Annotated in this window: 20 protein-coding genes and 1 pseudogene; 12 read left to right on the top strand and 9 right to left on the bottom strand. The window is 72.4% G+C overall.

Annotated elements, in window-relative coordinates:
* The coding region (locus tag V7793_RS15060) for an ABC transporter ATP-binding protein (RefSeq protein WP_336006746.1) at positions 1 to 1,062 on the bottom strand (1,062 nt) is incomplete at its 3' end.
* A 111-nt stretch (positions 1,063 to 1,173) separates the two neighbouring features.
* On the opposite strand from V7793_RS15060, the gene V7793_RS15055 reads away from it, so the two are divergent.
* Positions 1,174 to 1,614 (top strand): MarR family winged helix-turn-helix transcriptional regulator, encoded by a 441-nt coding sequence (locus V7793_RS15055; protein ID WP_336006745.1) that lies wholly within the window; start codon positions 1,174 to 1,176, stop codon positions 1,612 to 1,614.
* Positions 1,615 to 1,646: 32 nt separating this feature from the next.
* On the opposite strand, the gene V7793_RS15050 is transcribed toward V7793_RS15055, so the two are convergent.
* The gene (locus V7793_RS15050; protein ID WP_336006744.1) at positions 1,647 to 3,263 is read right to left on the bottom strand and encodes a peptide-N4-asparagine amidase; all 1,617 of its coding nucleotides are present in this window, start codon (positions 3,261 to 3,263) and stop codon (positions 1,647 to 1,649) included.
* 149 nt (positions 3,264 to 3,412) lie between these two features.
* Here V7793_RS15050 and V7793_RS15045 point away from each other — a divergent pair, with 149 nt between their 5' ends.
* Positions 3,413 to 5,236: an ABC transporter ATP-binding protein gene (locus V7793_RS15045; protein ID WP_336006743.1), complete on the top strand. Its 1,824-nt coding sequence runs from the start codon at positions 3,413 to 3,415 to the stop codon at positions 5,234 to 5,236.
* Complete coding sequence (locus V7793_RS15040) at positions 5,233 to 7,014, top strand: ABC transporter ATP-binding protein (RefSeq protein WP_336006742.1); 1,782 nt, start codon at positions 5,233 to 5,235, stop codon at positions 7,012 to 7,014. The genes V7793_RS15045 and V7793_RS15040 overlap by 4 nt, the downstream gene beginning before the upstream one ends.
* A 40-nt stretch (positions 7,015 to 7,054) precedes the next feature.
* Here V7793_RS15040 and V7793_RS15035 read toward each other — a convergent pair whose 3' ends face one another.
* Complete coding sequence (locus tag V7793_RS15035) at positions 7,055 to 7,846, bottom strand: metal-dependent hydrolase (protein WP_336006741.1); 792 nt, start codon at positions 7,844 to 7,846, stop codon at positions 7,055 to 7,057.
* Positions 7,847 to 7,979: 133 nt separating this feature from the next.
* On the opposite strand from V7793_RS15035, the gene V7793_RS15030 reads away from it, so the two are divergent.
* Positions 7,980 to 10,493 (top strand): DEAD/DEAH box helicase, encoded by a 2,514-nt coding sequence (locus V7793_RS15030; protein ID WP_336006740.1) that lies wholly within the window; start codon positions 7,980 to 7,982, stop codon positions 10,491 to 10,493.
* 49 nt (positions 10,494 to 10,542) lie between these two features.
* A complete protein-coding gene (locus tag V7793_RS15025) occupies positions 10,543 to 11,406 on the top strand; it encodes an acyl-CoA thioesterase (RefSeq protein ID WP_168096528.1) in 864 nt (287 codons plus the stop codon).
* 27 nt (positions 11,407 to 11,433) lie between these two features.
* Here V7793_RS15025 and V7793_RS15020 read toward each other — a convergent pair whose 3' ends face one another.
* Positions 11,434 to 12,429, bottom strand: coding sequence for a DUF6397 family protein (locus V7793_RS15020; protein WP_336006739.1), 996 nt, complete (start codon positions 12,427 to 12,429; stop codon positions 11,434 to 11,436).
* Positions 12,430 to 12,615: 186 nt separating this feature from the next.
* Positions 12,616 to 13,002, bottom strand: coding sequence for a roadblock/LC7 domain-containing protein (locus V7793_RS15015; RefSeq protein ID WP_168095833.1), 387 nt, complete (start codon positions 13,000 to 13,002; stop codon positions 12,616 to 12,618).
* A gap of 125 nt (positions 13,003 to 13,127) precedes the next feature.
* On the opposite strand from V7793_RS15015, the gene V7793_RS15010 reads away from it, so the two are divergent.
* Complete coding sequence (locus tag V7793_RS15010) at positions 13,128 to 13,781, top strand: class I SAM-dependent methyltransferase (protein ID WP_336006738.1); 654 nt, start codon at positions 13,128 to 13,130, stop codon at positions 13,779 to 13,781.
* A 94-nt stretch (positions 13,782 to 13,875) separates the two neighbouring features.
* Here the strand turns inward: V7793_RS15010 and V7793_RS15005 are convergent, their stop codons facing one another.
* A complete protein-coding gene (locus V7793_RS15005; RefSeq protein WP_336006737.1) occupies positions 13,876 to 14,646 on the bottom strand; it encodes an alpha/beta fold hydrolase in 771 nt (256 codons plus the stop codon).
* Between the two features lie 101 nt (positions 14,647 to 14,747).
* Here V7793_RS15005 and V7793_RS15000 point away from each other — a divergent pair, with 101 nt between their 5' ends.
* Positions 14,748 to 15,275, top strand: a complete 528-nt coding sequence (locus tag V7793_RS15000; protein ID WP_168095836.1) for a PadR family transcriptional regulator — start codon at positions 14,748 to 14,750, stop codon at positions 15,273 to 15,275.
* Here V7793_RS15000 and V7793_RS14995 read toward each other — a convergent pair.
* Positions 15,258 to 16,172 (bottom strand): oxygenase MpaB family protein, encoded by a 915-nt coding sequence (locus tag V7793_RS14995; protein WP_336006736.1) that lies wholly within the window; start codon positions 16,170 to 16,172, stop codon positions 15,258 to 15,260. The genes V7793_RS15000 and V7793_RS14995 overlap by 18 nt on opposite strands.
* Positions 16,173 to 16,296: 124 nt before the next feature.
* Between V7793_RS14995 and V7793_RS14990 the strand changes: the two genes are divergently transcribed.
* The 4 genes from V7793_RS14990 to V7793_RS14975 all read left to right on the top strand — a co-directional run bounded on the left by V7793_RS14990 (position 16,297) and on the right by V7793_RS14975 (position 20,050).
* Positions 16,297 to 16,560: a hypothetical protein gene (locus V7793_RS14990; protein WP_336006748.1), complete on the top strand. Its 264-nt coding sequence runs from the start codon at positions 16,297 to 16,299 to the stop codon at positions 16,558 to 16,560.
* Positions 16,561 to 16,892: 332 nt separating this feature from the next.
* Positions 16,893 to 17,726, top strand: a complete 834-nt coding sequence (locus tag V7793_RS14985; RefSeq protein WP_336006747.1) for an alkaline phosphatase family protein — start codon at positions 16,893 to 16,895, stop codon at positions 17,724 to 17,726.
* Positions 17,727 to 17,728: 2 nt separating this feature from the next.
* Positions 17,729 to 19,015: an MFS transporter gene (locus tag V7793_RS14980; protein ID WP_336006735.1), complete on the top strand. Its 1,287-nt coding sequence runs from the start codon at positions 17,729 to 17,731 to the stop codon at positions 19,013 to 19,015.
* A gap of 18 nt (positions 19,016 to 19,033) precedes the next feature.
* Positions 19,034 to 20,050 carry a TolB family protein gene (locus tag V7793_RS14975; protein WP_336006734.1) on the top strand — a complete coding sequence of 339 codons (1,017 nt, stop codon included), beginning with the start codon at positions 19,034 to 19,036 and terminating at the stop codon, positions 20,048 to 20,050.
* 16 nt (positions 20,051 to 20,066) lie between these two features.
* Here the strand turns inward: V7793_RS14975 and V7793_RS14970 are convergent, their stop codons facing one another.
* Both V7793_RS14970 and V7793_RS14965 read right to left on the bottom strand, forming a co-directional pair.
* The gene (locus V7793_RS14970; protein ID WP_168097070.1) at positions 20,067 to 20,249 is read right to left on the bottom strand and encodes a hypothetical protein; all 183 of its coding nucleotides are present in this window, start codon (positions 20,247 to 20,249) and stop codon (positions 20,067 to 20,069) included.
* A gap of 67 nt (positions 20,250 to 20,316) precedes the next feature.
* A complete protein-coding gene (locus V7793_RS14965; protein WP_336006733.1) occupies positions 20,317 to 21,351 on the bottom strand; it encodes a fatty acid desaturase family protein in 1,035 nt (344 codons plus the stop codon).
* A gap of 240 nt (positions 21,352 to 21,591) precedes the next feature.
* On the opposite strand from V7793_RS14965, the pseudogene V7793_RS14960 reads away from it, so the two are divergent.
* Positions 21,592 to 22,083: pseudogene (locus V7793_RS14960) on the top strand (ATP-dependent helicase); the annotation flags it as partial.

Below are 22,083 nucleotides of genomic sequence, written 5' to 3'. Positions count from 1 at the left end.
GCCCCGCACCTTCTCCAGCCGCACCGGCTTCTCCGGCTCGGCGATGTCCACCGGGAGGTCGAGGTATTCGAAGATCCGCTGGAAGAGCGCGAGGGAGGTCTGCATCTGCACGCCCGTGGACAGCAGGCTGACCGCGGGCCGGAACATGCCCTGCTGCAGGGAGACGAAGGCCACCAGGGTGCCGATGGAGATGCCCGGACCGCCGGTCTGCAGGGCGATGCCCGCTGCCCAGTAGATGACGGCGGGCATCGCCGCCATGACGACGCCGATGGTGGACATCCGCCAGCGCCCGGCCATGCTCGCCCGCACTTCGAGGCCGACGAGCCGCTCGGACTCCTTGGCGAAGGCCCGGGTCAGGGAGTCGGCCCGGCCCATCGTGCGGCCGAGGAGGATGCCGCTGACGGAGAGCGACTCGGTGACCATGGCGGCCATGACCGCCATCTGCTTCTGCCGCTGCGAGGTGATCTTCTTGCGCTCGCGGCCGACGCGGCGGCTGATGGCCACGAACACCGGCAGCAGGAGCAGCGAGACGACGGTCAGCCGCCAGTCGAGGGCGAGCATCGCGACCACGGTGGCGACGACGCTGGTCAGGTTGGAGACGAGCGACGTGGCCGTGGAGGTGACGGTGGCCTGCATGCCGCCGATGTCGTTGGCGATGCGGGACTGCACCTCGCCGGTGCGTGTGCGGGTGAAGAAGGCGAGCGGCATCCGCTGGAGCCGGTCGTAGACAGAGGCGCGCAGGTCGTGCATGACGCGCTGGCCCACCGTCGTGGAGAGCAGGGTCTGCACGACGCCGAAGACGCTGTTCACGACGGCGGCGGCGATCATCCCGAGCGCGAGGAGGCTCAGCAGCCCCGTGCGCCCCTGGGGGATCGCGGTGTCGAGGATCTCGCGCAGCAGGAAGGGCGAGGCTACGGAGACGAGCGAGGAGGCGGCGACGAGCAGGCCGACGAGGGCGAGCGTGCCTCGGTAGGGGCGGAACAGCCGGAGGATGCGCCGCACCTGGGCGGGCTGCTCCGGATCGGCGGGCGGCGGGGTCCAGTTCTCTTCGTCGTGACGCATGGGCTCCTGGTTTTCAGAGGTGGCTGTTTTCAGAGGCACGATGGCCGGTCACCGAGCTTAGCTCACTGTTACCTAAGCTCACAATGAATTCGGTCCTGGTAACCTCTGATCATGACCGCCCCCGACACCTCCGGACAGCTCGCCGAGCAGTTGCTGCGGCTCACCCGCAGGCTCCACCGGGCCCAGAAGCGCTATCTGGACCCGGTCGGGATCACCCCTGCCCAGTCACGGCTGCTGCGCACCGTCGCGCACTACGACCACCCGCCGCGGATGGCGGATCTCGCGCAGCGCCTGGAGGTCGTGCCGCGGGCCGTGACCACCCTCGTCGACGCCCTGGAGGCGGGCGGCTCGGTGCGCCGGGTGCCGGATCCGTCCAACCGGCGGGTCATCCGCATCGAGCTGACCGACGAGGGGCGCAGGATCCTGAGGAAGCTCAGGGAGGCCCGGCGGGCGGCCGTGGAGGACGTCCTCGCGCCCCTCTCGGCGGAGCAGCGCAGCCTGCTCGGCAGCCTGCTGGACGAGCTGATGGCGGGCCCGGGCCCCGCCTGCTGAAGGCGCGGCCCGGCACGCTCCCGCCGCAAGGGTCAGCAGGAGCGCCTGTCCTCCGTCAGCTCCCCCTGAGCCGTGGCCAGGGTCCGGTCGTAGCAGGTCCCCGGGCCGAGGAGGCGGTAGCGCTCACGCGAGACGCCGGTGGCGTGCCGCTGGTCCCTCGGGACGTTCTGGTTGTACGCCGCGTCGCCGGTGTAGGTGTCGTCCATCAGCGACCACCCGAGCCGCTTGCCGGCGCGCAGGGTGACGCTGTCGGAGCGGTCGCCCATCCTCATCACGGTCCGCAGCCGGTCGCCCGTGCCGATGCTGATCTCGCCGTCCATGCTGTAGGCCCGGTGGGCACGGGTCGTCGTGGCGGGTCCGCGGCCGGCCACCTTTACGTTCTCGTCGTCGGTCCAGCGGGCCTGGAGGGCGTCCTTCGACTCGCCGTCGGTCCAGCTGTGAGCGGACGCCGCGGCCACCTTGCGGGAGACGGTGGTGGTCACCCTTCCGTGCGAGGTGTCGAGGTAGCCGGAGACCGTCAGGGAGTGGCCGCCGTCCGCCTTCAGCCGGTGCTCCTTGCCCGGTTCGTAGGCGACCGTGCTGGCGGGTGCACCCGCCTCGTGCGTGGTGAGTGCCCCGGTGACCTGAGTCGCCCCGGCGTCCTGCCAGACCAGGATGTTGGTCGGCGTGCTCCAGCCGCTCTGGCCCTCCGGCACGCCGGCGACCGAGATGGTGACCCGGTGCGCCTTCCCGTCGTTCAGCTGCCCCGCGAAGGGCGTCAGGTCGTACTCCACCGGCCGGACGTCGAAGGCTCGCGGGCCCGGAATGACGTACCACAGGAAGGGGTTGGACCAGCCGCCCGTCCATACGGTGGGGAAGGGTGCGGCGATCCCGGCGAGTTTGCCGTCCACGGAGACCTGGACCTCGCGGTACGGGCCGTCCTTGGCCTTGCACGAGTACGGCGCCGCGTCCGGCACGGTCAGGTACCAGAACTCCTCGCAGCCGCCGCCCGAGCCGGTCGCGTACACCTCGGCCACAATCCGCTCGCTGTTGCGCGGAGTGGTCAGCAGTCCCTCATAGGACGTACCTGTGGTGTGCGCGCCGTCCAGAGTGAGCACCTTGTCCGGCGTACGCGCCGCCCCGGCCCGCCCCTCGGCGGCGTAGAAGGTCAGCGTCGCCTTGACCTTGATGACGCCCGTGTAGGTCTCGTTCACCAGGTTGCCGATGAGCATCTCGACGGGCTGCTTGTCCCGGAAGGCGGCCGCGTAGCGGGTGACGTCCTTCTCGACGCGCCAGGTGATGCCTTCGGGCGAGGGTTCCGGGGTGGAGGTGCGCAGGATCTCCACCCCGCCGACCTGCAGATAGCCCAGGCGGTCGTACTGCCGTCCGGCGACGGCCCCGTCGAGCCGCAGGACCACCTTGTTCCAGCGGTCTCCGCAGCCCTTGGGCGGCAGGTACGTACTCCTGTAGGGCGTGTAGTCGCGGAACTCGGTGTCGGCGACCGTGACCGTGCAGGCCTTGGTGCCGGGCGTGGCCACCGGCGGGCCGGCGGTGATCGGGTCGTGCCAGTCGGTGCCGAACTCGGTCGGCGGGCCCGCGGCCACGGCGGGGCCCATGCCCAGCACCAGACCGGTGGTCGCGGCGCACAGCGCGAGCAACAGTCGTCTCATGGGGCAGGAGTGAAGCGGTTCGTACTCCAGTGCGCCAGAGCCCCTTTGGCCTGATCCGTCGCGGGAGTGCGAAAACCGGTTGAATGCTGCACTCCAGTGGCGCGAACCTTTCACAACTCCTGCCGACTCGCCCGCACCCCTGGGATGACATGCAGATCCGCGACCTTCCGTATACCGATCCCGGCCGGCCCGACACCAGGTCGGGACCGCGATTACTGCTCTGGCTCGGGCGGCACCAGCTGGCCGGCCAGGCGAAGGCCATGGTGTGGGGCGTGGTGCACATGGCCGCCGTGGCCGCGCTGCCGGTGGCCCTCGGCATCGCCGTCCAGGCCGTGGTCGACCGCTCCGGCGCCCGGCTCGCGCTGGCGGGCGGGCTGATGGTGCTGCTGGGCGGCCTCGTGGCGCTGGGCGACACGATGCTGCACCGCACGGCCGTCACCAACTGGATCACGGCCGCGGCGCGCGTGCAGCAGCTCCTGGCCCGCAAGACGGCCGAGTTGGGTGCCACGCTGACCCGTCAGGTCGCGGCCGGCGAGGTCGTCGCGGTGTCGACGGGTGACGTCGAGAAAATCGGCTGGTTCGTGGAGGCGCTGTCGCGCTTCGGCTCCGCGCTGTTGACGACGCTGTCGGTGTGCGTGGCCCTGGTGGTCTACCAGCCGGCTCTGGGCACGGTCATCGCGCTGGCGGTTCCCGCCCTGGTCCTGGCCGTGCTGCCCCTGCTGCCGCCCGCGACGAGACGGGCCGACGAGCAGCGTGACAAGGCGGGGTACGCCACGGAGCTGGCCTCGGACACCGTGGCCGGACTGCGCGTGCTACGCGGCATCGGCGGTGAGGAGCTGTTCCTTGACCGCTACCGGCGCGCCTCCCAGGAGGTGCGCCGTGCTGCCGTGCGCAGTGCCCGGATGTGGGCGCTGATCGCGGCGGTCCAGGTGCTGCTGCCCGGGCTGCTGCTGATCGCGGTGGTCGGCTACGGGGTCGGGCTGGTCGAGGACGGCCGGGTGGGCGTCGGCGAACTGGTCACCGTCTACGGCCTGGTCACCTTCCTCCTCTTCCCGCTCCGGGTGTTCGAAGAGATCGCCATGGCCTATTCCTTCTCCCGGCCGTCCGCGGAGCGCGCGGCCCGCGTGCTGTCGCTGGGGCGTACCGCACAGGCCGGGGAAAGTGAAGGTCCCGCGGAGGTGCCGGCAGGCGACCTGTACGACCCGGAGAGCGGGTTGTCGGCGCCGGCAGGCCGGCTGACCGCGGTGGTGTGCGGCGACCCGGACGCGGCCGGCCGGCTGGCCGACCGGCTGGGCGGGCACGCCGCGGCGGGGACCGAGGGAGTGCCCTCGGCGCTGCTGGGCGGCGTCGCGCTGGACGGGCTGCCGCTGGAGACGGCCCGCACCGCGGTGCTCGTCCAGGACAAGGACCCGGTGCTGCTGTCGGGGACGCTCGCCGAACTGCTGGACGTGCCCGCCTCCGGGGCCGTCCCGGCCGAGGCCGCGCTGGCGGCGGCACAGTGCGGTGACGTGTTGACCGCTCTCGCACAGGCCTCCCCCGACGCTTCCCGGGACCCCCTGCGGACGCGCATCACCGAGCGCGGGCGCTCCCTGTCGGGAGGACAGCGGCAGCGGCTGGCGCTGGCCCGGTCGCTGGTGACCGACCCGCAGGTGCTGGTGCTCGACGAGCCGACGTCCGCGGTCGACTCGCACACCGAGGCCCGGATCGCCGACGGCCTGCGGGCGCTGCGGCAGGACCGTACGACGGTGGTGTTCTCCTCCAGCCCGCTGCTGCTCGACCGGGCGGACCGCGTGGTGTTCGTCCAGGAGGGCCGCGCGGTGGCGACGGGAACGCACCGCGGACTCCTGCGGGACGACCCGGCGTACCGCGCCGTGGTCACGCGGGAGACGGACCCCGTCGCGCGGCCCGCGGGGGAGCTGGACGCGGAGCTCACCGAGCTCGGCGAGAGCGAACAGATCGAGGAGTCGGCATGATCGGCGTGGCACCACCGGCGCACGACCCCGCGGCGCCGGAATCGGCGACCACCCTCCCGGTCGCCGCACCCGCGACCGTCCGGGCCTACGTGCGCACGCTGCTTCGCAGGCACCGCAGGGCGTTCGCCGTGCTGGTGGCGGTGAACGCCGTCGCCGTAACTGCCTCCATGGTGGGTCCCTACCTGCTGGGCGGCATGGTCGAGGACCTGGCGGCGGGTGCGCGGGAGGTTCATCTGGGGCGCACGCTCTCGCTGTTCGCCGTCGCGCTCGCCGTGCAGACCGTGTTCGTGCACATGGTGCGGCTGCGCGGGTCGGTGCTCGGCGAGGAGATCCTGGCGGACCTGCGCGAGGACTTCCTCGTGCGGTCGGTAGGGCTGCCGCCGGGCGTCCTGGAGCGGGCCGGCACCGGCGACCTGCTGTCGCGGATCACCACCGACATCGACCGGCTGGCCAATGCCATGCGCGAGGCCGTGCCCCAGCTGGCGATCGGTTTCGTGTGGGCGGCGCTGCTGCTGGGGGCGGTGACGGTGACCGCGCCGCCGCTCGCGCTGTGCGTGCTGGTCGCGGTGCCGGTGCTCGTCATCGGCTGCCGCTGGTACTTCCGCCGGGCGCCGGGCGCCTACCGTTCGGAGGCCGCGGGGTACGCGGCGGTCGCCGCGTCGCTCACGGAGACCGTAGACGCGGGGCGGACCGTCGAGGCGCACCGGCTGGGCGAGCGCCGCGTGGCGCTCTCCGACCACCGGATCGCCTCCTGGACCCAGTGGGAGCGCTACACCTTGTGGCTGCGCTCGGTCCTCTTCCCCGTGATCAACGTGACCCACTCGCTGGTCTTCGGTTCCGTGCTGATCATCGGTGGTGTCTTCGTGCTCCAGGGCTGGGTCTCCGTGGGGCAGCTGACGACCGGGGCGCTGTTCGCGCAGATGCTCGTCGAGCCGGTCGGCCTGATCCTGCGCTGGTACGACGAGCTCCAGATCGCGCAGGTGTCACTCGCCCGGCTGGTGGGGGTCCGCGAGATCGGCGCGGACGGCGCGGACGGCGGCGCGGAGCCCGAGGGCCGGGAGGTGCGGGCCGACGAGGTGCGGTTCGGCTACCAGGAGGGCAACGACGTCCTGCACGGCGTCTCCCTGGCGGTCCGGCCGGGGAGCCGGGTGGCGCTGGTCGGGCCGTCCGGCGCGGGCAAGTCGACGCTGGGCCGGCTGCTGGCCGGGATCTACGCACCGCGCTCGGGCGCGGTGACGCTCGGCGGCGCGGAGCTCGCGCGGATGCCGGCGGAACGGGTGCGCCGCCACGTGGCCCTGGTCAACCAGGAGCACCACGTCTTCGTCGGGTCCCTGCGCGACAACCTGCTGCTGGCGCGGACGGCGGCCGAGGACGGCGAGCTGTGGTCGGCCCTCGCGGCGGTGGACGCCGACGGCTGGGCACGTGCGCTCGGCGCCGGGCTGGACACGGAGGTGGGTTCGGGCGGGCTCGCCCTCACCCCGGCCCAGGCCCAGCAGATCGCGCTGGCCCGGCTCGTCCTGGCGGATCCGCACACGCTGGTGCTGGACGAGGCGACCTCCCTGCTGGACCCGCGCGCGGCCCGGCACCTGGAGCGCTCGCTGGCGACGGTGCTGGAGGGACGCACCGTGGTGGCCATCGCGCACCGGCTGCACACCGCCCACGACGCGGATGTGATCGCGGTGGCGGAGGACGGCCGGATCTCCGAGCTGGGCAGCCACGACGAGCTGGTCGCGGCGGGCGGTACGTACGCGGCGCTGTGGCGCTCCTGGCACCGCTAGCCGTAGCGGGCGGGGCGTGGGGCCGGGCGGCGCCTTGGGGTCAGATGAACTCCAGGGCGCCCAGCCCGCCCAGGCCGCCGAGGACCAGGAACGCGGGCATGAGGACCTTGAGCTCCACCCAGCTGCCCGCCCGGAAGCGCATGGCCTTCGGCGGCCCGAGGGGATACCAGCGCTTGCGGCCGATGGGTATGGGCCACAGGATCGGGCAGCCGGAGACGGTGAGCGCGTCACCGATGTCGTGCACCAGGGCACCGAGGACGATCGGCAGGCCCAGCCACAGGTACTCCTGACCCGGGTCGGAGAAGAGCCAGCCGGCGCCGTTGCCCGGCTCGTTCAGGACGCCGGCCAGTATCCAGGCGCTGGTGGCGCCGAGGAGCCAGACGAGGACGTCGCTGGAGGTGCGGGCCGCGCGCCACAGGAGTCCTTCGACGGCGAGCACCAGGTGGACGAAGAGGATGCCGAGCACGGCCCAGCGGCCACCGGTCATGGCCAGCGCCGAGGTCCCGCCACCGATCAGGACGGCCCAGAGCCAGGTGTGGGTGAGGGTGCGGTGGCCGCCGTTGCGGCGCGGGTCGCCCTGTCCGCGGGTGGCCTTGTAGACCGAGTGCGAGAGCTTGTCGATGACGCCGCACAGCACGCGCGATATCGGGCCGAAGGCCCGCGATATCGTCGCCGACTTGTGGTCGAGGTCGGGGGCGAGGGCCGCTCCGGCGCAGATCAGGGCGCCGACGACGAGCACCGGCCAGGGCATCGGGTGGCCGGCCGCGGCCACCGCCGCCCCCACGCCCAGCCAGGCGGCCGCTCCCGAGAGCGAGTGCGCCGGTCCCATCATGGTCGATTCCCCTCCTCGTGCGGGCCGGCCCGGCTTTCCTGACGCCGGGTCGGCGACTCAGCGTAGCGTCCGGATGATCACCATTCGACCGGCCGGTTCCCTGATCCGGTCCGGGGCCAGGCAGTATGGAGGGGTGACCCTTATCGATCAGATGCCGAGCCATGCCGACCCCGATGCCCTTTTCGAAGCCTTCTCGACCTGGGCCGAGGAGCGGGGCATCTCGCTGTACCCCGCGCAGGAGGAGGCGCTGATCGAGGTGGTCTCCGGGGCGAACGTGATCCTTTCGACGCCCACGGGTTCCGGCAAGAGCCTGGTCGCGGCCGGTGCGCACTTCACCGCGCTCGCCAACGACCAGGTGACCTTCTACACCGCGCCCATCAAGGCGCTGGTGTCGGAGAAGTTCTTCGACCTGTGCAAGATCTTCGGCACGGAGAACGTCGGCATGCTCACGGGCGACGCCTCGGTCAACGCCGACGCGCCCGTCATCTGCTGCACTGCCGAGGTGCTCGCCTCCATCGCGCTGCGGGACGGCAAGGACGCCGACATCGGCCAGGTCGTGATGGACGAGTTCCACTTCTATGCGGAGCCGGACCGGGGCTGGGCGTGGCAGATCCCCCTGCTGGAGCTGCCCCAGGCCCAGTTCATCCTGATGTCGGCGACTCTGGGCGATATGTCCCGGTTCGAGGAGGACCTAACCCGGCGCACGGGACGCCCCACGGCCGTCGTCCGCTCGGCGACCCGGCCCGTACCGCTGTCCTACGAGTACCGCGCGACGCCGCTCACCGACACCCTCACCGAGCTGCTGCAGACGCAGCAGTCCCCGGTCTACATCGTGCACTTCACCCAGGCCGCGGCCGTGGAGCGGGCACAGGCGCTGATGAGCATCAACATGTGCTCGCGCGAGGAGAAGGACGAGATCGCCAAGCTCATCGGCAACTTCCGCTTCACCACCAAGTTCGGCCGGAACCTCTCGCGCTACGTCCGGCACGGCATCGGCGTGCACCACGCGGGCATGCTGCCCAAGTACCGCCGGCTGGTGGAGCGGCTCGCGCAGGCGGGGATGCTGAAGGTCATCTGCGGCACGGACACCCTCGGCGTCGGCGTCAACGTGCCGATCCGCACGGTGCTGTTCACCGCCCTGACCAAGTACGACGGCCAGCGGGTGCGGACGCTGCGGGCCCGGGAGTTCCACCAGATCGCGGGCCGGGCCGGGCGGGCCGGATTCGACACGGCTGGGTTCGTCGTCGCCCAGGCCCCCGACCACGTCGTCGAGAACGAGAAGGCGCTGGCCAAGGCCGGTGACGACCCCAAGAAACGGCGCAAGGTCGTCCGCAAGAAGGCGCCCGAGGGCTTCGTCAACTGGAACGAGAACACCTTCGAGAAGCTCATCGCCTCCGAGCCGGAGCAGCTCACCTCCCGCTTCCGGGTCACCCACGCGATGCTGCTGGCGGTCATCGCCCGCCCGGGCAACGCCTTCGAGGCGATGCGCCGCCTGCTGGAGGACAACCACGAGCCGCGCAGGAACCAGCTGCGGCACATCCGCCGCGCCATCGCGATCTACCGCTCCCTGCTGGACGGCGGCGTGGTCGAGCGGCTCGACGAGCCCGACGCCGAGGGCCGGATCGTGCGCCTGACCGTGGACCTGCAGTCGGACTTCGCGCTCAACCAGCCGCTGTCGACGTTCGCGCTCGCCTCCTTCGAGCTCCTGGACCCGGAGTCCCCGTCCTACGCCCTGGACATGGTCTCGGTCGTGGAGTCGACGCTGGACGACCCGCGGCAGATCCTCGCGGCGCAGCAGAACAAGGCGCGCGGCGAGGCGGTCGCCGTGATGAAGGCGGACGGCGTCGAGTACGAGGACCGCATGGAGCGGCTCATGGACGTCACCTACCCCAAGCCGCTGGAAGAGCTGCTGACCCACGCCTACAACCTCTACCGCAAGAGCCACCCCTGGGTCGGCGACCACCCGCTGTCCCCGAAGTCGGTCATCCGCGACATGTACGAGCGGGCCATGACCTTCACGGAGTTCACCTCGCACTACGACCTGGCGCGGACCGAGGGCATCGTCCTGCGCTACCTCGCCGGCGCGTACAAGGCGCTGGACCACACCGTCCCCGACGACCTGAAGTCCGAGGACTTCGAGGACCTGATCGCCTGGCTGGGCGAGATGGTGCGCCAGGTCGACTCCAGCCTGCTGGACGAGTGGGAGCAGCTGGCCAACCCCGAGGAGGAGACGGCCGAGCAGGCGCAGGACCGCGCCGACCAGGTCAAGCCGGTCACGGCGAACGCCCGCGCCTTCCGGGTGCTGGTGCGCAACGCCCTCTTCCGCAGGGTCGAGCTGGCCGCCCTCGACAAGGTGGGCGAGCTCGGCGAGATGGACGCCGAGTCCGGCTGGGACGAGGACCGCTGGGCCGAGGCCATGGACGCGTACTGGGACGAGTACGACGACCTGGGGACCGGTCCCGACGCGCGCGGCCCGAAGCTGCTGCGGATCGAGGAGAAGCCGCAGGACGGCCTGTGGCGGGTGCGCCAGACCTTCGCGGATCCCAACGGCGACCACGACTGGGGCATCACCGCCGAGGTGGACCTCACGGCCTCCGACGAGGAGGGCCGCGCGGTGGTCCGCGTCGTGGAGGTCGGTCAGCTGTAGCCTCCGAGGCACGGCCCACGCGTCGGGCCCCGGCGGCGAAGGAGGCCCGATGACCACACCTACCGACCGTCTGGTGGGTCTGCTCGACCTGGAGCAGATCGACCTGAACATCTTCCGGGGCCGCAGTCCCGACGAGTCGCTGCAGCGCGTGTTCGGCGGGCAGGTCGCCGGGCAGGCGCTGGTCGCGGCCGGGCGGACCACCGACGGTGACCGCCCGGTCCATTCGCTGCACGCGTACTTCCTGCGCCCCGGGCGGCCGGGGGTGCCGATCGTGTACCTGGTGGAGCGGGTGCGCGACGGCCGTTCCTTCACCACACGGCGCGTGGTGGCCGTCCAGCAGGGCCGCACGATCTTCAATCTCACCGCCTCCTTCCACGAACCCGAGCCGGGCTTCGAGCACCAGGTGCCCGCGCCGGACGTGCCGGCGCCCGAGGAACTGCCACGGCTCGCCGACGAGATCCGCGAGCGTCTCGGCGAGCTGCCCAGCGCGCTGCGCCACATGGAGCGCCGGCTGGCCTTCGACATCCGCTACGTCGACCGGCTCCGCTGGACCCCGCAGGAGCTGGCGGACACCGAGCCGCGCAGCGCGGTGTGGATGCGCGCGCTGGGGCCGCTGGGCGACGACCCGCTCGTGCACACCTGCGCCCTCACGTACGCGAGCGACATGACGCTGCTCGACGCCGTGCGCATCCCGGTGGAACCGCTGTGGGGGCCGCGCGGCTTCGACATGGCCTCGCTGGACCACGCGATGTGGTTCCACCGGCCCTTCCACGCGGACGAGTGGTTCCTCTACCAGCAGGAGTCACCCATCGCGACGGGCGCCCGGGGCCTGGCCCGTGGTCAGATCTTCGACCGCGAGGGCCGACTGCTGGTGTCGGTGATGCAGGAGGGACTGTTCCGCAAGGTGGGCTGAGCGCCCGGCGCCCGGTCCGGCCGGGCGTCATCCTCTGAGCCGCAGCCGGCGCAGCCACGCCCGCAAACCGGCCGGCGCCTCCGCCCGGCCGCGCCGGGCGTCCCGGCCCCCCGCCTCCCGCTCCGGCTCCCGCTCCCGCTCCGACTTCGGCTTCGGCTCCAGCACCCGCCCCGCCGCAAGGTCAGGCCGGCTGTCCTCCCGCGCGCCCCCGCCCGGCTCCCGCGCGGGAGCCGCGGCCGCATACCCCTCGGGCCTCGGAGCCGGCCGGACCGCACGGGCTGCGTCCAGGGCAAGGGCGAGCCGTTCCCGGTGGCGGCCGATCTCGTCGACGGCGACGGCGAGCGTCACCCTCTCGATGACCTCCCGCGCCGCCGCCGAATCCGAGCGGATCCCGGCGAGGTCCGGCCGCAGCGCACTGACGTACGCCCGCTCGTACGGGTCGGGCACGGCATCCGCCAGCTGGTCGGGGGAGAGCACGGCCGCGACGGCCGCCGCCTGCTCCCAGGGCTCCGCCGTCCGCCCGGTCAGCTGGTCGAGCCGCCGGGCGCGCCAGCTCCGGGCCCGCTGGTCGTCACGCCCCTCCAGCTCCAGGCGGAGGCCGGGAGGCGTGCGCCCCGTCAGGAGCTCGGGGTTGGCGTCGGCGAACTCCACGAGGTCGGCAGCCAGATAGTGCCAGACCACCGCCCGGTAGCGATTGACGTAGAACCTCACCGGCGCGAAGCAGCCTGCTTTGGCAAGGCGCGCGAAGCGGGCGGGGCTCACCCCCATCAACTGGGCGGCCTCGGCCGTGCCCACCGCCCACAGGCGGTTGCGCAGCGACTCGGGGAAACCCTCGCCGGAGCGGTGCCGTTCGATCTCCTCCCGTGTGACCCGCGGCCGCCCGCCGGGAGCGGACACCGTCCGCACATGGCCCAGCTGCACGGCCAGTTCGAATTCGCGGGACCTCAGGCCCAGCTCCCGTGCCGCCCTCCCACAGGCCACCGTGGCCGTCGCGCTCCGCTCCCGGCATTGCTGCATCGCCATGGAACCCTCCCCCGTCATCGCTCGATCACCATCGATTACTGACAGTGACGACGATAGCGGTGGAGTACGACAGGCCGCCCGCCCTGTGGATAACCCTTGCCGGCCCTCGCCGACCGACTCTTGCCGACCACTCACTGACGCGCCTCCTCGACGCGCCTCGCCTACTGCTTCGCTGTCGCGCCCCGCCTACTGCCTGGCCTCCACGCCCAAATGCTCGCCGACGCGGTTGACCAGCAGCGTCATCTCGTAGCCGATCTGGCCGATGTCGGCCTCCGCTCCCCCGAGGACGCACAGACAGCTGCCGTCGCCCGCGGCCGTCACGAACAGCACGCCGTCGTCGAACTCGACCATCGTCTGCCGCACCCGGCCCGCCCCGAACTGACGGCCCGTTCCCTTCGCGAGGCTGTGCAGCCCCGACGCGACCGCGGCAAGGTGCTCCGCGTCCTCCTGCTTCAGGCTCGCGCCGGCCCCCGTCACCAGCCCGTCGTTGGAGAGCACCAATGCGTGCCGTATGTGCTCGATGCGCTCGGTCAGGTCGTCCAGCATCCAGTCGAGCCCCTTGCCGACTGCCATGTCCCGCCTCCCCGTTCCGCTGTTCCCCGTAACTGCCGTGCCAGCCTTGCTCACCGGCGTGCCGTCGGCAACCCGTCCCGGCCCGTCGGCACGTGTCCGTGCGCAAGTTGGCACATGATGGGGACATGGCACAGCAGACGACCAAGGAACAGTGGCGGGATCCCGCCCACGTGCAGGAGTTCTTCACCGAGCGGGCGGGCGACTGGGACGCCCGTTTCCCCGATGACGGACCCGCCTACGACGCCGCCGTCGCCGATCTCGGACTGCGCCGCGGCGATGCGGTCCTGGACGCGGGGTGCGGTACCGGGCGGGCGCTCCCGGCCCTGCGCGCGGCGGTCGGCCCGCGGGGCGTCGTGCTCGGAGCGGACCTCACGCCCGCCATGCTGGACGCCGCCGTGCGGGCGGGACGGCACCACGACGGGCAGCTGCTCCTGGCCGACGTCGCCACGCTGCCCCTGCGCGACGGCTCGGTCGACGCCGTCTTCGCCGCGGGTCTCATCTCGCACCTGGCGGACCTGGTGGCTGGCCTGCGAGAGCTGGCTCGCGTCGTACGGCCCGGCGGGCGGCTCGCACTCTTCCACCCCGTAGGGCGTGCCGCACTCGCCGCCCGCCACGGCCGCCAGGTGACGCCCGACGACGAGCGCGCCGAGCCCAACCTGCGCCCCCTCCTGGCGCGCAGCGGCTGGCGCCTCGACTCCTACACGGACGAGGACACCCGATTCCTGGTGCTGGCGAGCCGGACGGACCGGCCGGAGCCGCACGCGGCCGCACGCGGCTGAGAAGCCACCAAGACCGCAGGGGCAACAGAGGCACCAGGGAACAGCAAGGCCGGGAGGGACGCGAAGCCCGGAGGCAGGAGGGAGGCCGGAAGGTTCAGGAAGGCAGGAGCGACGGTGCGGCGACCGCCTCGACGAAGGCGGCGGGGTTGTCGAACATCATGTTGTGCCCGGCGCCGGGCACGGTCTCCACGACCACCCCCGAGGCCTCCAGCTCCTCGCGCCCCGGCAGCTCGCCGCTGAGCTCTCCCATCAGGTACGTCCGCGGAATGGTCATCTCCTGCAGCAGGTGACGCATCGTCGGCCGGGTCCCGCGCACCAGGCCGATCGCGCTGCGGTGCAGGGCGGTGGGGTCGGCGAGCCGCATCGTCGCGCGCCACAGCGGGCCGACCCGCTGCAGGGTGTCCGTGAACCCCCCGCCGTGGACGAATCCCTCCTCCGTGTACGAGGCGATGCCGCTGCTGCCGGCCGTCCGGGGCGGGTCGGGGTCGAGGTTGGCCTCGGCGAGGACCAGCCGCGAGACCAGCTCGGGCCGGCGCGCGGCGAGCACGATGGCGACGCTTCCGCCCATGCTGTGGCCCACGACCTCGGCCCCCTTGACCCCGGCCGAGTACAGGGCCGCCGCCACCGCGTCGGCGTGCTCCTCGAGCGTGTAACCGAAGTCCAGGGGGCGGTCGCTGATGCCGTGTCCCGGCAGGTCGACGAAGAGCGAGCGCCGGTCGGACAGCGCTGCGGCGGCGGCGATGTGCGCGTGGTAGACGGCCGAGGCCGATCCCAGCCCGTGGAGGTAGACCCGCGCGGGGCCGCCTCCGGAGGCCTCGGTCCATCGCACACAGGCCCCCGTGGATCCGAACTCCGCCTGTCGCATGCCGTTCTCCCCTCCAGCGATTCCGTACTGGATCATCACCATACATCGATCTCGATGTACCGCCATAGCGATGTACACCGGCTGTCGGGTTGAATACCGCCATGCTTGAACTCGCCATCCTCGGATTCCTCTACGACGCCTCGCTGCACGGCTACGAGCTGCGCAAGCGCATCGCCGCGCTCACCGGGCACGTCAAGCCCGTGGCAGAGGGCTCGCTGTATCCGGCGATCAAGCGGCTGGAGTCGGCGGGGCTGCTCGCCCGGGAGACCCGGCCGGGCTCCGGAGCCGCCCCGCGGCACGTCCTCTCCCTGACGGCGCACGGCCGCGCGGAGCTGCGGCACCGGCTCGCGGAGCCGGCCGACAACGACATCACGGACGAGAACCGCTGGTTCACGGTGCTCGCGTTCCTGCGCCACCTGGGCGAACCGGCGGGGCAGGCCGCCGTCCTGGAACGGCGGCTCGCCTTCCTCCAGCAGCCGGCGAGCTTCTTCTACGCCGGCGACCGGCCCCTGCACGCCGAGGAGATCGAGGACCCCTTCCGGCGGGGCGTGCTCACCATCGCCCGCGCCACCAGCCGCGCGGAGCTGACCTGGTTGCGCGAGACGATCGGCTCACTCCGCCGCGTCTGAGACGGCCCGCCCGTGCGGCACCGGGCAGGAGCCGGGCCCCGCACCTCGCCGGGCGGCCGGGAACGTGCCCAGCTCCGCAACGGCATACCCGTTGGGGTAACCCTTGATCTCGGGGTTCTGGCGCACGAAGTGAGGGACGCGGCGCGGCGGGAGGAGGCGTACGGCCTTGGCGCGGGCCCGCAGGGCGCCCCGGACCAGGGCGCGGGCGGCCGGATGCGGCTGCTCGTAGCGAAACGCCTGCAGCAGGGAGTCGTCGAGCAGGGCACGGCTCGCGCCGCGCACGAGCGGGGCGAGCGGACGCGGGTACCAGGAGGCCATCAGGTCGAGCGTGGCGTCGGACACGCGCCGGCCGCCCTCGTCCCAGCCGAAGTGCTCGGCCTCGTACGCGTCCAGGCAGCGCTCGAACTCCGCGTAGGACCCCGGGATGTCCTGGATGCCCATGTGCTTGCCGAGGGTGCGGTAGTACGCCGCTATGGCATGCCGCTCGTGTCCGGAGAAGCGGCGCCAGCCGTACGCGTCGACCCACCTTCCCGGGATGACGACGAAGGTGCACAGGACGTAGCGCATGTCGTCGTTGCTGATGTCATAGCTGCGGTGCATCTGGTTGATTCGGCGGATCGCCGTCCGGCCGCTCTCACTGTCGAATCCGTGCTCCACGACGGCGTCGAGCAGGAGGGCGGTGTCGTCGTACCGCTTCTGTGTCCGGTCGGGGAACTCGCCCGTACCGGCCAGGAGACGGCCGATGCTGGGCACTGCGTAGGTCCGGTAAAGGGCGAGTTCCAGCGCGCGGGTGATGTCCCAGGGGAACTCCAGGGTCGCCATCATCCGGTAAATCTTGAAGAAGTCCCGCTCGGGATCCATTCCCCGGATCTCCTTGAGCCGGTCATAGCGCTTCACTCGGCGGTCGCCCCTTCGTTCGTCGGTGGTTCAACTCTACGGGTGGCGGGCACACTTGAACGACCACGGCCCGGACGCTAGCGGAGGCAGGTGACGATCGGTGCTGAACAAGCTCCGCAAGCGCATCGAGGAGGCCCGGCAGCCGCCGAAGCCCCCGCCGCCCGCCGTGCGGCAGCGCAATCTCTTCGAGGCGGCCGCCGCCTATGTGGCGGCGTGCGCCGAGGACGACCACGACAGAAGCGCCGAGGCGGCCCGCTGGGTCTCCCCGGAAGCACTCTGCTTCGGGGTGAACGAGCTCGCGTGCCGGGCGGTTGTCGCCCTCGCCCGTGAACACGACGAGACACCGCAGCACATGGCGCGCAAACTGCTGGGCCTGCCCGCCGCCTGAGGCACGGCCGCACATCGCACGCAGCCCCCGCCGCCTCCCCGCGCCCCTGGAACAGCCCTCCGTACGCACACAGGACGGCACCCGTAACGCATCCCCTCACGCATGCCGGGCTGTCGCACGCCGCTGGGCGTCTGTTCCCGAAGCCGTCACCTTGAAGGCGTGTACATGTCATGCGTGCCGCCCTACATTTCCCTCACGCCCCCGGCCGCCGCCCCCCAGCAGCTTCCCCGCCGGCGCCGGCCTGCCCGCCCGCCCGTACGGAGGACACCGTGCCCGCCGCACCCACCCGCGCCCCCGGCCCGCACCGCCCCCGCCGCCGTCACCTCGGCGCCCTGGCCACGGCCTTCGGTCTCGCAGCCGTCTCCCTCGGCCTGTGGGGCCCGGACTCCTCCGCCGCGGCGGCCGTGCCCACCCCGGACCACGTCGTGGTCGTCGTCTTCGAGAACCACGCCTACAGCCAGGTCATGGGCAGCTCCAGCGCTCCCTACATCAACTCCCTCGCCGCCGGAGGGGCCAGCCTGACCGCGTCGTACGCCGAGACGCACCCCAGCCAGCCCAACTACTACGCGCTGTTCTCCGGGGACACCCAGGGCGTCACCGACGACAGCTGTGTCACCCCGGGCTTCAGCGACGAGCCCAACCTCGCCTCCGAACTGGTCGCCACGGGCAGAACCTGGGCCAGCTACAACGAATCCCTTCCTGCCGAAGGATCCACCACCTGCAAGAGCGGCAAGTACGCGCAGAAGCACAACCCGTGGTTCGGTTTCAGCAACGTGCCCACCAGCACCGCGCACACCATGAGCGCCTTCCCCGGCGACTACAGCAAGCTGCCGACCGTCTCCTTCGTCGTACCGAACCTCTGCAGCGACATGCACGACTGCTCCGTGGGCACCGGCGACACCTGGCTGAAGAACAACCTCAAGGGCTATGCGGACTGGGCCGCGACCCACAACAGCCTGCTCCTCATCACCTTCGACGAGGACAACCGGCTCAGCGGCAACCGCATCCCGACCGTCTTCTACGGACAGCCCGTCAAGGCAGGTTCCACCTCCGGCACCACCTACAACCACTACGACGTCCTGCGCACCATCGAGGACATGTACGGCACCGCGCACGCCGGGCACGCAGCCGGCGCCAAGGACATCACCGGCATCTGGGCCAGCTGACCGTGTACCTCGCGGACAGCCGCACCGCCCCGGGCGTCCCCGACACCGCCGGCCGGGCCCCCTCCCCCGGCCGGCGGGCCGCCGTCCCCGCGACCGTGCTCGCCCTGGGCACCGTCAGCCTCGTCACGGACGTCTCCTCGGAGATGGTCACCGCCGTGCTGCCGCTCTACCTGGTGGCCGAACTCGGGCTGTCACCGCTGGGCTTCGGTCTCCTGGACGGCATCCACAACGGCGTCAGCGCGCTCGTACGGCTGGCCGGCGGCAGGTTCGCCGACCGCGGTCCGGGCGGCCACAAGGCCGTGGCCGCCGCCGGCTACGGCCTCTCCGCCCTGTGCAAGCCGCTGCTGCTCGCCGTGCACAGCGTGCCCCTGATCGGCGCGGTGCTCGCCGCCGACCGTACGGGCAAGGGCCTGCGCACCGCTCCCCGCGACGCCATGATCTCGCTGGCCTGCGAACCGGCCGGGCGGGGCCGGGCCTTCGGCGTGCACCGTGCGATGGACACCGCGGGCGCACTGCTCGGTCCCCTGATCGCCTTCCTCATCCTGCGGGCGGCGGCCGGCGGATACGACGCCGTGTTCACCGTGAGTGGCTGCGTGGCCGTCCTCGGCGTGCTCGTCCTCCTGCTCTTCGTGCCCGGCCGCGCCGCCTCCCGCGGGCATCGCACACCGGCGGGCAAGGCGCCGCTTCGGGAGGTCTCGCGCCGCCCGGAAGTCCGCCGGCTGACGGTCTGCGCGGCGCTGCTGGGGCTGACCACCGTCAGCGACTCGTTCCTGTACCTCACGCTGCAGCGCCGGCTGGACCTGTCCGAGGCCTGGTTCCCGCTCCTGCCCGTGGGTACGGCCACGGCCTTCCTCCTGCTGGCCGTCCCCCTGGGGGGCGTCGCCGACCGCTTCGGCCGCCGGCGGCTGTTCCTCTGCGGCCACCTCGCGCTGCTGGGGGCGTACGCCGTGCTCCTCGTCCCGCTCGGCGACTCGCCCGTCCTGCTGTGGCCGGCGCTCGCCCTGCACGGCGCCTTCTACGCGGCCACGGACGGCGTTCTGGCGGCCGCCACGGCCGATGCCGTTCCGGAGGCCGTCCGCGGCAGCGGGCTCGCCGTCGTCCAGACCGGACAGGCGGCCGCCCGCTTCGTCTGCTCGCTCGCCTTCGGTGCGGCCTGGACGGCGTGGGGCGACCGCACGGCGCTGGAGGCGGCAGCGGCCGGTCTCGCCGTCTCCGCGGCCGTCAGCGCAGTGCTGCTGCGCCCTGTGAGACCCCTGCCCGCGGACGGCCCTCCGGCGCCCGTCCGCTGAACCACGAGGACCACCCCGATGAACCTCAAGAACCGTCTCCTGATCCTCCTCGCGGCCGTGCTGGTCCTGGGCGGTGTCGCACTGGCCGCCACGCTGCACGCCGCCGGCCGGGCCGCCGAGAAGGACCGGGCGCGGCCCGGCGGCCCGCGGGTCGGCCGCGGCGAGGTCGTCCTGGACGCGCCGGGCCGGAGCGTCTTCCGGAACATGGCCTGGGGGCCGCACCGCGACGAGATCGCCTCGGTGCCCGCCGCCGACCCGGCGGGGCCCCGTACCTCGTCCGGGGTGCGCTGCCTGCGCTTCCACGCGGCCGGCGGGACGGGGATCTGCCTGCAGGCCGTGCACGGCGGGCTCCGGGACGGCTACCGGGCCGTCGTCCTGGACGCCCGGCTGCGCGAGCTGCGCCGCTACGACCTGGCCGGCGTACCGACACGGGCCAGGGTCTCCCCCAGCGGCCGCTCCGTCGCCTGGACCGTCTTCGTCAGCGGGGACTCGTACGCGGGGACGAACTTCTCCACCCGCACCTCCGTCCTGGACCTGGACGGCTGGACGCTGGACCGCAACCTGGAGGACTACCGGTTCTTCCTGGACGGCCGGCTCCGCAAGGCGGCGGACATCAACGTCTGGGGCGTCACCTTCGCCGACGACACGCACTTCTACGCGACCGTCGCCACGGGCGGGCGCACGCACCTGGTGCGCGGCGACCGCACCGACCGGACGCTGCGCTCGCTGCACTCCAACGTCGAGTGCCCGTCCCTCTCGCCGGACGGGACGCGCGTGGCCTACAAGAAGCGCGTCGAGGGCGCGCCCGACGACGCGCCCTGGCGGCTGTACGTCCTGGATCTGCGCACCCTGCGCGAGACCGCGACGGCCGAGCGGCGCAACATCGACGATCAGGTGGTGTGGCGGGACGGGCACACCCTCGTCTATGCGCTGCCCGGCGACTACGGATCGGATCTGTGGTCCGTCCCGGCGGACGGATCCGGCAGCCCGCGGGTCACGATGCCCGCGGCGCTGGCGCCGGCCTTCACCGGCTGACCCCGCCCGGGGACCTTCAGCGTCCCAGCTCCTTGCGCGACACCCGGCGCAGCCTCTTGCGCTGCGAGGAGTCCAGCAGGAGATACGCGCCGACCGGCACCCCGACCATCACCAGCAGCGCGGCCCAGAAGGGCAGCAGCCACAGCAGGATGACTCCGACCGCAACGCCTCCGACGGCGACCTTGGCCCTGTTGCTCATGTCCCTGCCTCCTTCGCGACGGCTGCCGCTCTGTCCGTGAGAACGCCCGGCGGCGGCGCCTGGTTCCTCACCCGGTCCGCAGCGGGGCGCCCACCGCGTGCATGTGGTGCAGCGCCTGGCGGTACGAGTCGACGATTCCAGTCTCGGTGTACGGCAGCCCCGACGCGCGGCAGTGCGCGCGGACCAGCGGCCGGGCGAGGCGCAGGTGGGGGCGCGGCATGCTGGGGAAGAGGTGGTGCTCGATCTGGTAGTTCAGCCCGCCCATGAGCCAGTCGGTGACGGGGCCGCCGCGCACGTTGCGCGAGGTGAGGACCTGGCGGCTGAGGTGGCCCCGGCGCGCGCCGTCGTCCGGGTCCGGCATCTCCATGCCCTTGTGGTTGGGGGCGAAGACCATACCGAGGTGGAGGCCGAAGAGGGCGTGGTGGACGAGGGCGAAGGCGAGGGCCTTGCCCGGGGACATCGCGGACAGCAGCAGGGTGGCGTAGCCGGCCGCGTGGAGGGCCAGGAGTACGGCCTCCGTCCGCCGTTCCGCCGGGCTGTGCCGTTTGAGGTCGCGCACGCTCGAGATCTTCAGGTTGATGCCTTCGAGCAGGAGCATCGGGAAGAAGAGGCGGGCCTGGTTGCGGGTGAGCCACCGCGTGAAGCCCTGTCGCTGCGCGGCCTGCCGCTCGGTCCAGACGAGTGCTCCCACGCCGACGTCGGGGTCCTTGCCGACGTGGTTGGGGTTGGCGTGGTGGCGGTTGTGCTTGTCGTTCCACCAGGCGTAGCTCATGCCCAGCAGCAGGTCCGCGTGGACGAGGCCGATCAGCCGCCCGGTGCGCCGGGTGCCGGTTATCTGGGCGTGGCCGCTGTCGTGCCCGACGAAGGCGGTGCGGGCCCAGAACAGGGCGGCGGGCACGGCCAGCAGGAGGGTCCACCAGGAGTCGCCGCAGAGCACGATCCCGGCGGCCGTGGCGGCGACCGCGAGGAGGTTCACGGCGATGCTGCGCGCGTACCAGCCTCTCCGGCGTTCGAGGAGGCCCTGTCCCCGGACCTGGCGGAGGAGCGGGGCGAAGTCACTGCCTGCAGCGGGTTCCGCGGGCAGCGTGGTGGCCTGGGGCATGGGTTCTCCGGACGGTCGGCGGGCCGGGCTCGGCTGACCTCACCGAACGTACGGACCGGGGTGGACCGCTGCCATGGAGTCACCACCCGGTTCCTGCGGGGGCAAGCCCCCGGAACGCATAGGGGGTTTGAGTGCACCTCACTTCCGGCGTGTGGCACGGCTCACTCTGCGAAGGCCTTCGTCCGGAGCGCGGGTCCTGTACCCTCGGCCGACCGGACCCCGACTAGTCAAATTTGAGGAATGCGCAGCGCTGTGACACCGCCCTCCGCCGCAACACCCTCCGAGATCTCCCGGCTCGCCCGGTGCCCGGCGGTCTTCCTCCCCGGAGACCCCGCACGCACCGGCCGGGTGGCCTTCCTGCTCCCCGACGACGAACCGCCCGCCTCCCCCGATGCCGCCGAGGACCTGACCATCGCCGTCCCGGACGGCACCGGCGTCACCACCACGACCGTACGGGCCACCGTGCTGCCCGTACGCGACGCCCTGCCGGTCCTCACTCGCGCCCGGGCCGCGCGGACCGACGAGGCGGCCGCCTTCTGGGGTTCCGCCGCCGTGCTCGCCCTGCAGATGGCCGCGCGCGGGCGCCTGCTGCCCGGCCTGTCGGAGACCGATCACGACGCGTGGCGGGTCGGCCCGCTCACCGCCGACGACCTGCGCCGGGTACGCGAGCTGGCCGCCGCGATGCCGCCCGCGGCCCACGCTGTGCCGCTCCCGGGCCCCGGCCCCCTGCTG

The sequence above is a fragment of the Streptomyces sp. KLMMK genome, from assembly GCF_036961605.1.
Taxonomy (GTDB): Bacteria; Actinomycetota; Actinomycetes; order Streptomycetales; family Streptomycetaceae; genus Streptomyces; species Streptomyces telluris.
Note: the sequence above shows the minus strand (reverse complement) of the source record. Positions and strands in the feature narration are given on the sequence as shown.

Excerpts from the sequence above, each read along its gene's own strand:
- V7793_RS15055 (WP_336006745.1), top strand. The coding sequence starts at position 1,174 with ATGACCGCCCCCGACACCTCCGGACAGCTCGCCGAGCAGTTGCTGCGG.
- V7793_RS15050 (WP_336006744.1), bottom strand. The coding sequence starts at position 3,263 with ATGAGACGACTGTTGCTCGCGCTGTGCGCCGCGACCACCGGTCTGGTG.
- V7793_RS15045 (WP_336006743.1), top strand. The coding sequence starts at position 3,413 with ATGCAGATCCGCGACCTTCCGTATACCGATCCCGGCCGGCCCGACACC.
- V7793_RS15040 (WP_336006742.1), top strand. The coding sequence starts at position 5,233 with ATGATCGGCGTGGCACCACCGGCGCACGACCCCGCGGCGCCGGAATCG.
- V7793_RS15035 (WP_336006741.1), bottom strand. The coding sequence starts at position 7,846 with ATGATGGGACCGGCGCACTCGCTCTCGGGAGCGGCCGCCTGGCTGGGC.
- V7793_RS15025 (WP_168096528.1), top strand. The coding sequence starts at position 10,543 with ATGACCACACCTACCGACCGTCTGGTGGGTCTGCTCGACCTGGAGCAG.
- V7793_RS15020 (WP_336006739.1), bottom strand. The coding sequence starts at position 12,429 with ATGGCGATGCAGCAATGCCGGGAGCGGAGCGCGACGGCCACGGTGGCC.
- V7793_RS15015 (WP_168095833.1), bottom strand. The coding sequence starts at position 13,002 with ATGGCAGTCGGCAAGGGGCTCGACTGGATGCTGGACGACCTGACCGAG.
- V7793_RS15010 (WP_336006738.1), top strand. The coding sequence starts at position 13,128 with ATGGCACAGCAGACGACCAAGGAACAGTGGCGGGATCCCGCCCACGTG.
- V7793_RS15005 (WP_336006737.1), bottom strand. The coding sequence starts at position 14,646 with ATGCGACAGGCGGAGTTCGGATCCACGGGGGCCTGTGTGCGATGGACC.
- V7793_RS15000 (WP_168095836.1), top strand. The coding sequence starts at position 14,748 with ATGCTTGAACTCGCCATCCTCGGATTCCTCTACGACGCCTCGCTGCAC.
- V7793_RS14975 (WP_336006734.1), top strand. The coding sequence starts at position 19,034 with ATGAACCTCAAGAACCGTCTCCTGATCCTCCTCGCGGCCGTGCTGGTC.
- V7793_RS14970 (WP_168097070.1), bottom strand. The coding sequence starts at position 20,249 with ATGAGCAACAGGGCCAAGGTCGCCGTCGGAGGCGTTGCGGTCGGAGTC.
- V7793_RS14965 (WP_336006733.1), bottom strand. The coding sequence starts at position 21,351 with ATGCCCCAGGCCACCACGCTGCCCGCGGAACCCGCTGCAGGCAGTGAC.